This is a genomic window from Levilactobacillus muriae (assembly GCF_045862015.1).
Classification (GTDB): domain Bacteria; phylum Bacillota; class Bacilli; order Lactobacillales; family Lactobacillaceae; genus Levilactobacillus; species Levilactobacillus muriae.
Genome location: NZ_BAAFRU010000035.1, coordinates 1 through 10,718 on the forward strand (window position 1 = coordinate 1; position 10,718 = coordinate 10,718).

The window sequence follows — 10,718 nt, forward strand, 5'->3', positions numbered from 1 at the left end:
GCCAAGTAACGACTGATGAGATCCTAGCAGCACTTGAACTAATTAATCAACGACCATTAAAAATACATCATCAACAGACTGCCATTGAAAGATTCCGGGCTTGTTCGGATTAAACTTGTAATTTGCCTCTTTGTTATATTGCGTCTCACCGTGGCGAGTCATTAATAATTTCATCCAAAAGCCCTCACTAACGCTGTTACTACCAATAAAAACGCGACTTGAGCCAGCTCACCATACGCACCAATTGTGTCACCGGTAAAACCGCCCAGTTTATGCGTGATGTAGTGCCGGTACCAAAGAGCTCCCAGGACCACTGCGAGATAACCGCAGAGGCCGAAAGTCCCTAACAGACCACCAAGTACCAAAATCGAAAAAAGCTGAGCGATCATGATTTGCCAGGTGGCAACACCAGTCCAGAGATTACCAAGCCCCTTCGTTTTGCCAGCATAAACCATTTTGTAAAATAACAGCGCCATGCCGGTCTTGGCCACCATGGTCGTACAGGCCACCAATGAAACGAATTGCCAGGCCGCCAAATACTGACTGCAGACAACCCCGGCACCCATGACAATTGCATAGAAATAGATCAGGGCCAGACTTCCCATGGTACCAATCCGGCTGTCCTTCATAATTTCTTTGATCCGGTCCACCGTCCGCGATGAATAAAGACCGTCGGCAGTGTCGGCCAAGGAATCCAAGTGAAAGCCGCCGGTTAGAACCCCATCGGCCACCCAGAATAAGATCCAAGCAAACCAGCTGGGAAATACCAAGGTCATCAGCCAGAAAAAGAGGGCCTCGATGCAGCCAATCAAAAATCCAAACAGGGTAAAATACTGGATGCTCTTCTTGAACTTTACCGCTGCATCCGGAATTTCATACGGAATGGGAATCCTGGTGAAAAATTGGGTTAACAATATCAATGAACCAAACATAGAATCAATGCCGTCCTTAATCTGAGTTTTGGTGAAGCTGAGCAATTTCGGTCAGCTCGGGAAATTGCCTTTCAAATAATTGACGTTTATCGGCCACCACGGCAACTAGTAACACGGTCGCCGGTCCGGCAGATTGCGTAAATTCAGCATCCGCCAGGTCAACCACGGCGGAAATTTTTGCGGTATGGGTGGCGGCCATCTGGGCCAGCTCGTTGGCAATTCCCTTTGAGCCCACCGGCAGCATATCCACCACTGCTGGGGTGGCGCGAATGGTTCGAACCTGATCGTAAGAAAAAATCGTTGCCAAATGGGCTTTGACCGCCTCCCCAACGTAGGGTGTTCCAAGCTGATAAACGATCAGAGAGTCATCGATCGATGTCGTGGGAATATCTTTCCGATTAATTTGGCCAATCACGGCCACCCCAATCGCCGTTGTCCGGGTCGGCATATTATCTTCGGTACTACCATTCAATGGAATATCGTAAAATCCAGCCTTGGTTAATTCACGCTTAAGTCCCTGAATCACCCGACGGCCAGTTGGGACCATTTCGTTGCCAACCGTGTCAACGACGGCAATTGGCCGGGCCCCAAAGCACAGCAGCTCCAATAGCGGTACCCGCAGTGAATACGCCGCGGTAATCGCCGAATCAATTTGAACGGCGTCCAAGGGCTTCTCACCAATCCCCGCACTGCTGTCACAGGCAATCACCAGCGCTGTTGTGGGACTCGTTGGCACCACCGATAAATCACGAAATCGTGGGTTCATTTGGTTCATTTAATCGGTTCCCCCTATTTCTGCGGCGTCAGAAACGGCGCATCCTTCACTCGATGGGGCAGTGCCGCATAAATCACTTCACAAACAATTAAGTTTAGAATCGTTGCGATGGTCAGTGGAACAAAGAACGCCCAAACCGCCTGCTTCATAAGCGGATAAAGAAGCACCAACTCGATTGGCACATTGATCGCGTAGCCCAGCACGTCAGAAGTCAGCACGCCCTTCAGCGTATCCTTGCCCAACCATTTACGAACCAGGCCAAATATCAGCATGCAAATCCCCATGGCAACGCCAATAATTAAATGAATCGGCAATGTCAGAGGAAACCCCGCCAACGCGGCGGACACCAGGTGCCCGAATAATCCCAACGTTGCGCCAAACCACGGGCCTAGCAACACCGCTCCTAAGAATGCCGGGGCTGAATCAAAGGCCACTGAGCCCATGATTTTGACGTTTGCGCCAATCACGCAGAGCGCCAAGAGCATGGCGGCTAGGGTGAGGCGCTTCAGTCGATCTGATTGTGTAATAATTGCAAAATCCTCCTCATAATAATCAATTTTAGTTCCTTTTCGATTGTATCAGAGATGGGTGGGGATATTTAGCTTTATTTCAAAATATCCTTCCCCCTAAAGTTCCAGCATAGTGTAAGCACCACACAAACACAAAAACTGAACCAGAAAGGGATCTAGACAAGCGCTTACACAATTATTAGCGTATTTAGTTAAAATAATCAAGCTTCAACAACAATTTATTTTGATTCTAATGACCCAACTGGCAAATATTTATCTTCATTCCAAAACGCCACGGCTAGAAAGCCCGACCTATCGACGTTTCAACCAATTCAAAGCTGATGATAAGCTGCCGCTTCTCCAGGCAAATATCCACAAAAACCAACTGAATTACCAGGAATTATTAGTAGCTTATCAAGCAAAGCACGGCAAGCCGTTAAAACCGGTTAACCATCGGCAGGCGTTTGCCTTCCCGCGACAAACCTGTCCCGGGTGTGGCGCACCAAGTCAATACTTGTATGCCAATGGCGGTGGTGATAAGAGCTCATTACTTCTCTGTCCCGACTGCCAAAACAAACTGGAACTTGCGAAGCAGCGGGCCAACTTCAAGGCCTGGCGGTGCAATAATCGTCACTGCCCTAATCGCAAACGTGAGCTGGCCAAACTAAATTCCAGTCAATACCAGGAATACTTAAAGCGGCCATCACAATTCAAGTTACGGTACATCTATCGGGAATACGCTTTTAAAATTCGCCAGATAGCCCCGCAATCATCCGCGCAATCTCGGGTTGACCTCAGTCGCATTCAGGCCTCACCACAAGTGCTGGGATTAATCCTCAGCTACTGTGTGAACTATGGCATCTCCGCTGCCAAGACTGCCGCGTTAATGTACGACATCCATGGCATCAAGATTTCCAAGCAAACCATTCTCAATTACGCACAAGCCGTGGCGGCCAATATTCGACCCTTCCTGGATAATTATCCGTATCAGCTTTCCAGCCAATTGGTGGGTGACGAAACTTATCTGCGCGTGAAAGGAAAATGGCACTATCTGTTCTACTTCTATGACGTGAACAAAAAAATTATCCTGGCAGATTACGTGACCCCCAAGCGAACCACTGAATCAGCGTGCATCGCGATCTATCAAGTCCTCAAAAAGTATCAAGTGATTCCTGAGAACCTGCGGTTCACGGTTGACGATAATCCCATCTATCGAGTGGCCAGACTATATTATGCACATCAGGAAGGCATCAACTTCGACCTTAATATCGTTAAAGGCTTAACCAACGAAACCGAGGTGGCAAAGGAATATCGCCCCGCCAAGCAAACCATTGAACGCTTAAATCGCTCACTGAAAGCTAATTATCGCCCAATGGGGGGCTTTAAGTCAGCCAGCGGCTCTATCACTTACGTGACGCTGTATTCACTCTGCCATAATTTTTTACGGCCCCATCAAAGTCTGGGATACCATCCACCAGTTGAAGTTCCTGAATTAACGGGACTTACCCGCATGCCAGACAAGTGGTTGAGACTCATCAAACTCGCTCAAGAACAGCTACCAACCGCTTGATTTTGGTAATTGGAGCCCGGTGGTTCGTTATCGTCAAATGGCGGTAGCGAACACTTGACAAGCCGAAAAGCCAATGGGTTAAACTTAAATGACCCGAGGCTTATTTAAGTGGCCTTGATTTCGTCTAACCATCGCCTCGGCACCGCTGAGCCAACCCATTGGCCGGCTTGTCAGGTGCATTTGACGATTACGACCACGTAGTAGACTGCAAACCTGAATGAAAACCATATTAGAATCTACTTTTTCATGGAACTTTGGACATTACCGATTTCCTAACGTTTATAGTTTAGCACTGGAAAACCCAAAAGGTGTCGGACAGCACTTGGTATTAGCCACCATACAAAAAATCCCCATTCAGTCCGAAAACTGATGAGGATCGTCACGCAAAACTTATTAATTTAACCATGATTACTTCTGTTGGCCTTTCAATACCGAATTCCAGAAAAGACGTGAATTCAAATCATCTTTCAAGGTTCCTGAACGGCGATTCTTTCTTTCAGTGGTTCTTGCAAATAAATTCTTCAAAGTCTTTGGCATAAAACATTCCTCCTTGGTCAATTCTATGAAGCTTATCAATCTTCTCTCTACTAAGTAGTAGAGCGCTACTGTCGACCAGGGAGATAGTAATATGCTTATAAAATTTACCAAAGCAAAGCCCCGACACGGATGACTTTTTCCGCCTCGGGATGTTGCTTGAAGGATGTTGCAGCTTTTGCTTTCAATGATTTTCAGAAAGTTATTTACGTGTTAACCACCTCGCTTGTTCGGATGAACCCGTATAAATGACAGCTTAGCAGGTCACGGTAAATTTAGTGTAAAAATGGTGTAAAAAGGCTGTACATAATATCCAAAAGGTGATAAATCAGTTCGCAAATTTCACCATTTAAAAACGCCTCAAAATAATACTAGCCACCACACAAGATATGCCGTTTACCACCCTTGGCAACGATGATATACTGTTGGAAGGGCTTACTAACCCTTAGAAAGTCGGGATTTTCCATGACACACACCCCAATCAAGATGACGTTTTTTTCGCAGCTTCATCCAGTAGCGCTCACGCTGTACTTTACTGAGCTGATCGTCTGCCTCCTGCTGTTTAATCACGTGGCGGTCGCGGTGGCTGAGTTCATCGCGCTCACGATCACAGCCACCTACTACCTTGGCGGCCGAAAGACGGCGCGCCAACTGAAATACGCCGTTTCATTTCTATTAATGATTCTATTTTTCAATACGCTCCTCAATCAAAAGTTTCCGCCGATTCTTTGGCATTTCAAATGGGGCATTCTGACGTTCAAATTTTCGTATCCGGCATTTCTGTACGGCATTGCGATGGCAATTGTCCTGATCGCAATGCTGTTTGTTTTTTCAGTCCTAAACGCGGTTCTGACCCCCAGCAAGCTGATCTACGTGTTCTCGCCGATTGCGCCCCGGCTGGCAGTACTGGTCACCATTTCGTTTACGCTGGTCACCAGCTTCACCGATAGGCTCAAACGGATTTTGCGCCTGCAAAAAACCCGCAACGTCGACGTGGTTAATGGATCATTGAAGACCCGCACCCAAAAGACGCTCCACATCTTCGAAATTCTTCTGCAGGACGCCCTGTCTTCTGCGATGGAAACCGCCAATTTAATGGACGCCCGCGGATTTGGCGCCGCCAAGCGGACCCACTACCGCTCGTATCACTGGCAGTTTAGTGACCTGCTGTTCATCACGATTGCCACCGTCATGCTAGTTGCAACTATCGGCGTCCGGATTCTTTCAATGGGCACCAGTCGTTCAGTCGCCAATTTCACCACCATTTTTACGCCGGGCGATACTTGGCCCATCGTCGTCACGGCACTCCTATTCTTACTACCATTAATCTCAGAGGGGGTCTATCGTTCATGCAAAAATTAGCTACCGTGACCCATCTCACGTTCACCTATCCCGATCAATCAACCTCCGTTCTGGACGACGTCAACTTCACCATTGACCCCGGCGATTTTATTGTGATTGCCGGTAATACCGGCAGTGGCAAGACGACCCTGCTTAACCATTTGAAAAAGGAGCTCATGCCCAAAGGAGCCCGAACTGGTGACGTTCAAATTGCCGAAACACCGGTTGCTGACATGCCGAAGTTGGTGAGTGCCCAAACCGTCGGCTATGTGGCCCAAGATCCACAAACCCAGCCGGTGATGGCAACGGTGATCGAAGAACTGGCCTTCCCATTAGAAAATATTGGCTGTCCCAGCAATGAAATCGAACGCCGGATTACCGAACTGGCAAATTTCTTAGGTTTGGATCAAAACCTCGATCGCCAAATACATCAATTATCCGGCGGCCAGCTTCAGTTGGTAAACCTGGCTTCGGTTCTCATCTTGCGCCCAAAATTAATTTTACTGGACGAACCCACGTCCCAGTTGGATCCGCTGACCGCTCAGCATTTTCTCACCGTTTTAGGGCGGATTAATCAAGAATTAGGGATTACAATTATGTTGACTGAACACCGGCTGAGCACGGTAGCAGCCATGGCCAACCGGATGATTCTCCTGCAGGATCACCACCTGACCTTTGACGGTGATCCCCACAGCGGCTTGGCAAAAATGACCACTGATGCCCACTTGACCTATTTCGTACCGTCAATTCCCAAGCTCTTCTTAGATCAACAGATTCGAACCTCCCAATTGCCGATTTCAGTAGCCGATGCCCAGTCGGCGATTCGGACTCACCATCTTCAATTTCAATCAGGGACGACCGGCGGCAAGGTTGCGCAATTACCCCCAGCCGAAAAACCAATTCTAACCGTCAATAACATTTCCTTTAGCTTCGACGGCCAACATAACGTCCTCCATCACCTGAACCTGGCGATTAATCCCGGTACGTGGTTGGCAATTATCGGCAAAAACGGCTCCGGCAAATCAACCCTGTTAACGCTGATTTGTGGACTAATGACGCCGCAGCACGGCAAAATTCGTTTCGTCCACCAGTTAGTTTGGAAAATGGCCATTAACCAGCGAATGGCCAAACTGGCATTTCTGTCGCAAACTCCCCGTCTCCAATTTACAGCCGATACCGTTCGTGAGGAGCTGGAAGTTCAGGCGGCTGAATTACGGTTGCCAGACGCTAAGGCCCAAGTTGACCATATGATTAATCAATTTCATTTGAACCGTATTGAGAAACAAAATCCATTTGACATTAGTGGCGGCCAACAACAGCTGGTTGGATTAGCAATCGCACTGATGGCGACCCCTGATCTGTTGGTTCTGGACGAGCCAACCAAGGGACTGGATCCCTACACCAAGATTCAGGTGGGCAACCTGCTGAAACAGTACCAACAAGCCGGTATGACCATTGTGATTGCCAGCCACGACATGGAATTCTGTGCTAAATTTGCCGACAAATGCACGTTTATGTTTGATGGCCATCTCAACACGCTGCTTGCCACGCAATCATTTTTTGCCGATAACTTTTTCTTCACCACGCCAATTAACCGGATTGCCCGTGATCAGGTTAAGGACGCCCTACTGCCAGTCGATCTGAAGCTGGCGAACCATCCAGAAAGGGGGTGAGTGTTACTTGAAACAATCTTCGTTACTCAACCGGTATCGGTTATTAATTGCGTTACTGTTAATGTTTATTTTTCTGCTATTCATTGTCTTATTGAAGGGAAAGCACTACCTATTATTTAGCTTTATGTGCCTAATCTGTAGCCTTTTACCCGCGTACTGGCGCTTCGAACACGATCCAATCAGCACCCAAACGTTGATGTTTGTCGCCGTTTTGATCGCGTTGGCGGTTGCCACCCGGGTCCCACTGGGCGCCATTCCTGGTGTGCAGGGAGCCAGCTTCGTCGTAATTCTAAGCGGTGTCAGTCTCGGCCCGGAACTGGGCTTTATCACAGGATCTACCACGGCACTGGTTTCCAACATGTTTATGGGTCAAGGACCATGGACGCCTTGGCAGATGGTCGCCTGGGGCTTAATGGGGTTAACCGCTGGCCTCTTCATGAAGGCCCGATTGTCCCATAGTCTGATTTTTATGATCGTGTTTGCCTGCGTCTGGGGCTATTTGTTTGGCTGGATCATGGACCTCTGGTACGCCCTGGCCTACGTATCACCGCTGACCATCAAGAGTTTTATCTTGGCTTTTGCGGCCAGTTTCTTTCCATTTGACACGTTCCACGCAGCATCCAATGCCTTTCTCATCGCGCTATTTTACAAGCCATGGGAGAAGCTGTTTCACCGCTTAGTCACCAAATACAATATTTTACCGGATAAAAACCAATAGAAAAAGGATGGATTAATCAATGAAATTAACATCAAAGCTACTCATGATCTCTGCTTCAACCCTATTAGGATTTGGCAGTATCGCACCAGCCTTCACCGCCAATGCAGCCAGCGTTAAGACCGCCAGTCGTGCTTATCAAAATAGCAAGATCAAAGCCAACTACCGTTACGCGAAGAATCTGATGATTAAAAATAAGACCGGACTTTCCGGTCAAAGCAGTTCTATTTTTAGTAAGAAACTCAATCCTGATACTGGTGCGACTGCGGGGTACTCTGACCTTCTGTTAGGGCTCAAGGGAAACGGTTATAAATTTAATACCAAGGAAAAAACGTTGCTGCGAAAAAACTTGGTAATCAAAAAGACAACCCCTGCTGCAACAATGGCCAATGCCGTGATGGCTGTTCAGGCGATGGGACTCAACGCTAGAGATTATAAGCCATATGGCCACAAAAAGGGAATCAATCTGGTAACCAAGTTGTACCGGACAAGTGTTTCCAAACAAACGACAAGTGCCCAGGCACAAGTGCTGATTGCCATTTCGATGAGCTCAAAGTTCAAGCAGCCAAAGGGAGCGAAGTTTAGCAAAGCAAGCTTGAGTGCTCGGCTAGTGAAAGCTCAATTAAATAATCACGGTTGGACGTATAATAACCAACAAGGAGTTAGGGATACCGACACGACCAGCATGGTTCTAACCGGTCTGGCTCGAGGAAAGGTTAATACAACTAACGTCAAGGACAGCTTGCTGAAGGGGCAAAAATTTCTTACTGGTATTGTGCAGCCCAGTGGTGCATTTGGCTACACGTTTAATGGCAAAACAACGCCAAATGCCAATTCAACCGCTGAAGCAATTATTGCCCTATCAAATGATTTTGGCATGAAGAAATATGTGAATAACACGGCGATGAAAACAAGTCAAACTAGGACGCCGCTTTATGCAATGCTGACCTATGTCAATAAATCCGGTTCAATTAAAAACGCAGCTACTCAGCTCTATGGTGTCGGTCAGGTAAATTTAGCGGTTGCCGCTTATAAAGCTGCTTTAAAGAATCGTTCAGTTTACACAATTAATTAATCGCCAAATTTTGAGTGAGAGGTGACAAAACAATATGAAAAAAGCAATTGGCTTCATTCTTGCGTTCATTCTCACAATTGGAATCGCTTTTGGTGCCCAACAGGTGATTTCATCGAGAGACGCAGCCCCTAAGCCGACAACTTCTAAACAAGTGACTTCTTCAAGTTCAAGTCATCTTAAACAGCCAAGTCACCAGCAAAAAGCAAAAGGTGCAAGCAAAGCAAAACCAAAAGCAGATAGGCGGGCTCAAAAAACAGCCAACAAGACCCAAACTGCTAGTTCTCAATCAAGCACAAGCCCTAATCGGACAACCGGATCCAGTGCAAAGGCAAGTCCTAACAAGGTCGCTAAAACTAAGCGGTCAAATGCCCCTAAATCTGATAAGCTGGGTAAAATTAACCACAAAGCAGAAACCAAGGTGGTTCAGGATACGCATCATGCGGCTAAAAAGTCGTCTAATGCTAAGAATACAATTCAAATCCATTTAACGGTTGATGGATACAAAAAAGTTTTCTATTCGAAGCGGATGCGCGTTAAAAAGGGCGCCAACGCGTTTTCGATTTTAAAGCAAACGAACCTGAATATTAGTTATATTCCGGGCCCCTCCGTTTACGTGAACGGCATTAACGGCCTCAAGGAAAATGACGTTAAGGCCGGTTCCGGTTGGATGTTCAGTGTTAACAAGAAATTTATTGACCATGCTGCAAACTTAACGAAGCTTAAGAGTGGGGACAACGTTCGTTGGTACTTTACAACGGAGGGGTATTAACTGATTAGATCCCGCTAATATTGATTCAAACAAAGCGACTGCTGCCAAAGGGAGGGATATATTCCTTTGGCGGTGGCCGCTTTTAATGATTATTCTCTTTTAGAGCTTTCTCCAAAAAATGCCGAAAAATTTTGGACAATTCTCCAAACATAAATGGCGAAAAAGAGGTTATATTCCTTTGATAAGGGATCACTCGATAATCCGGGGGAATTTTTGAGTGGTAACCAAGCTATTTTTCTAGAGGGAGTTGTTTTTTATGAATAAATTGAATCAATTACTAATAATTGCAGCGGCTTCAGTGGGGGCTTCATTTTTATTATTGACAGGGGTTCTAATGCCAGCTTTTGCTGCCACCAGCCCCACTTCCACGACCCAAACATCACCGATCACAACTATTGCCACTCAAGACCAAGCAGAGGACAATAACAGCGGCACCCTTGACGGAGGTGTCACTTGGCAAATTGCGAACGATACCTTGACGATTAGTGGTGGAACCATTGGGTCTAGAATTTTTGGTGTTGGAAAGTATTTCCATTCGGCAAATTCTATAATTAATCCGAACAGGAATTAAAAAGCCCAAAGCAATCACTTACAATGGTAGTAGCTAATTCCAACCAATATAGGGAGTGATTACTTTGGGTACATCTACTTTATCACGTTTTCAACGTGGCGCACTAGCACAACTGGTCAATGAGGGGAATAAATCTTACCAAGTAATGGCTGACGCCTTAGGCGTCGCCAAAGCTACGATTAGCTATGAGTTGGACCGGGTTAAACCTTATGATCCAGAATTAGCTCAGCAAGATGCAGATCGCAAAAGGCGGA

12 protein-coding genes and 1 pseudogene are annotated in these 10,718 nt (G+C 46.7%); 9 read left to right on the forward strand and 4 right to left on the reverse strand.

The window, feature by feature from the left end; genetic code table 11:
• Positions 1 to 113 (forward strand): annotated as a pseudogene (locus ACKTSF_RS13755) (IS30 family transposase); the annotation flags it as partial.
• Between the two features lie 57 nt (positions 114 to 170).
• Here ACKTSF_RS13755 and ACKTSF_RS13760 read toward each other — a convergent pair.
• From ACKTSF_RS13760 to ACKTSF_RS13770, 3 genes are read right to left on the reverse strand one after another with little or no spacing between them, the layout of a single operon-like run.
• The gene (locus ACKTSF_RS13760) at positions 171 to 932 is read right to left on the reverse strand and encodes an adenosylcobinamide-GDP ribazoletransferase (protein ID WP_125643330.1); all 762 of its coding nucleotides are present in this window, start codon (positions 930 to 932) and stop codon (positions 171 to 173) included.
• 16 nt (positions 933 to 948) lie between these two features.
• A complete protein-coding gene (locus tag ACKTSF_RS13765) occupies positions 949 to 1,707 on the reverse strand; it encodes an AIR synthase family protein (protein WP_080488712.1) in 759 nt (252 codons plus the stop codon).
• A 14-nt stretch (positions 1,708 to 1,721) separates the two neighbouring features.
• Positions 1,722 to 2,234 carry an ECF transporter S component gene (locus ACKTSF_RS13770; protein WP_071665516.1) on the reverse strand — a complete coding sequence of 171 codons (513 nt, stop codon included), beginning with the start codon at positions 2,232 to 2,234 and terminating at the stop codon, positions 1,722 to 1,724.
• A 235-nt stretch (positions 2,235 to 2,469) separates the two neighbouring features.
• Between ACKTSF_RS13770 and ACKTSF_RS13775 the strand changes: the two genes are divergently transcribed.
• Positions 2,470 to 3,786 (forward strand): DDE-type integrase/transposase/recombinase, encoded by a 1,317-nt coding sequence (locus ACKTSF_RS13775; RefSeq protein ID WP_225417763.1) that lies wholly within the window; start codon positions 2,470 to 2,472, stop codon positions 3,784 to 3,786.
• 408 nt (positions 3,787 to 4,194) lie between these two features.
• On the opposite strand, the gene ACKTSF_RS13780 is transcribed toward ACKTSF_RS13775, so the two are convergent.
• Entirely contained in the window at positions 4,195 to 4,323 is a 129-nt protein-coding gene (locus tag ACKTSF_RS13780; protein ID WP_013854969.1) for a hypothetical protein, read from the reverse strand.
• Between the two features lie 462 nt (positions 4,324 to 4,785).
• Here ACKTSF_RS13780 and ACKTSF_RS13785 point away from each other — a divergent pair, with 462 nt between their 5' ends.
• The 7 genes from ACKTSF_RS13785 to ACKTSF_RS13815 form a co-directional block, all read left to right on the forward strand.
• Positions 4,786 to 5,682 (forward strand): energy-coupling factor transporter transmembrane component T, encoded by an 897-nt coding sequence (locus ACKTSF_RS13785; RefSeq protein WP_068807709.1) that lies wholly within the window; start codon positions 4,786 to 4,788, stop codon positions 5,680 to 5,682.
• Positions 5,670 to 7,334, forward strand: coding sequence for an ABC transporter ATP-binding protein (locus tag ACKTSF_RS13790; protein WP_071665514.1), 1,665 nt, complete (start codon positions 5,670 to 5,672; stop codon positions 7,332 to 7,334). The genes ACKTSF_RS13785 and ACKTSF_RS13790 overlap by 13 nt, the downstream gene beginning before the upstream one ends.
• A gap of 7 nt (positions 7,335 to 7,341) precedes the next feature.
• Positions 7,342 to 8,052, forward strand: coding sequence for an ECF transporter S component (locus ACKTSF_RS13795; protein ID WP_003636323.1), 711 nt, complete (start codon positions 7,342 to 7,344; stop codon positions 8,050 to 8,052).
• Between the two features lie 19 nt (positions 8,053 to 8,071).
• Positions 8,072 to 9,124, forward strand: coding sequence for a prenyltransferase/squalene oxidase repeat-containing protein (locus ACKTSF_RS13800; protein WP_107696670.1), 1,053 nt, complete (start codon positions 8,072 to 8,074; stop codon positions 9,122 to 9,124).
• Between the two features lie 34 nt (positions 9,125 to 9,158).
• The gene (locus ACKTSF_RS13805) at positions 9,159 to 9,893 is read left to right on the forward strand and encodes a DUF4430 domain-containing protein (RefSeq protein ID WP_107696669.1); all 735 of its coding nucleotides are present in this window, start codon (positions 9,159 to 9,161) and stop codon (positions 9,891 to 9,893) included.
• A gap of 256 nt (positions 9,894 to 10,149) precedes the next feature.
• Positions 10,150 to 10,464 carry a hypothetical protein gene (locus tag ACKTSF_RS13810; protein ID WP_107696668.1) on the forward strand — a complete coding sequence of 105 codons (315 nt, stop codon included), beginning with the start codon at positions 10,150 to 10,152 and terminating at the stop codon, positions 10,462 to 10,464.
• A 64-nt stretch (positions 10,465 to 10,528) separates the two neighbouring features.
• On the forward strand, positions 10,529 to 10,718 hold a 190-nt coding region (locus ACKTSF_RS13815; protein ID WP_143443961.1), incomplete at its 3' end, for a helix-turn-helix domain-containing protein.

What these genes read in the sequence shown, in the direction of transcription:
- ACKTSF_RS13760 (WP_125643330.1), bottom strand. Translation starts at nt 932, where the DNA reads ATGTTTGGTTCATTGATATTGTTAACCCAATTTTTCACCAGGATTCCC.
- ACKTSF_RS13765 (WP_080488712.1), bottom strand. Translation starts at nt 1,707, where the DNA reads ATGAACCAAATGAACCCACGATTTCGTGATTTATCGGTGGTGCCAACG.
- ACKTSF_RS13775 (WP_225417763.1), top strand. Translation starts at nt 2,470, where the DNA reads ATGACCCAACTGGCAAATATTTATCTTCATTCCAAAACGCCACGGCTA.
- ACKTSF_RS13780 (WP_013854969.1), bottom strand. Translation starts at nt 4,323, where the DNA reads ATGCCAAAGACTTTGAAGAATTTATTTGCAAGAACCACTGAAAGAAAG.
- ACKTSF_RS13785 (WP_068807709.1), top strand. Translation starts at nt 4,786, where the DNA reads ATGACACACACCCCAATCAAGATGACGTTTTTTTCGCAGCTTCATCCA.
- ACKTSF_RS13790 (WP_071665514.1), top strand. Translation starts at nt 5,670, where the DNA reads ATGCAAAAATTAGCTACCGTGACCCATCTCACGTTCACCTATCCCGAT.
- ACKTSF_RS13800 (WP_107696670.1), top strand. Translation starts at nt 8,072, where the DNA reads ATGAAATTAACATCAAAGCTACTCATGATCTCTGCTTCAACCCTATTA.
- ACKTSF_RS13805 (WP_107696669.1), top strand. Translation starts at nt 9,159, where the DNA reads ATGAAAAAAGCAATTGGCTTCATTCTTGCGTTCATTCTCACAATTGGA.
- ACKTSF_RS13810 (WP_107696668.1), top strand. Translation starts at nt 10,150, where the DNA reads ATGAATAAATTGAATCAATTACTAATAATTGCAGCGGCTTCAGTGGGG.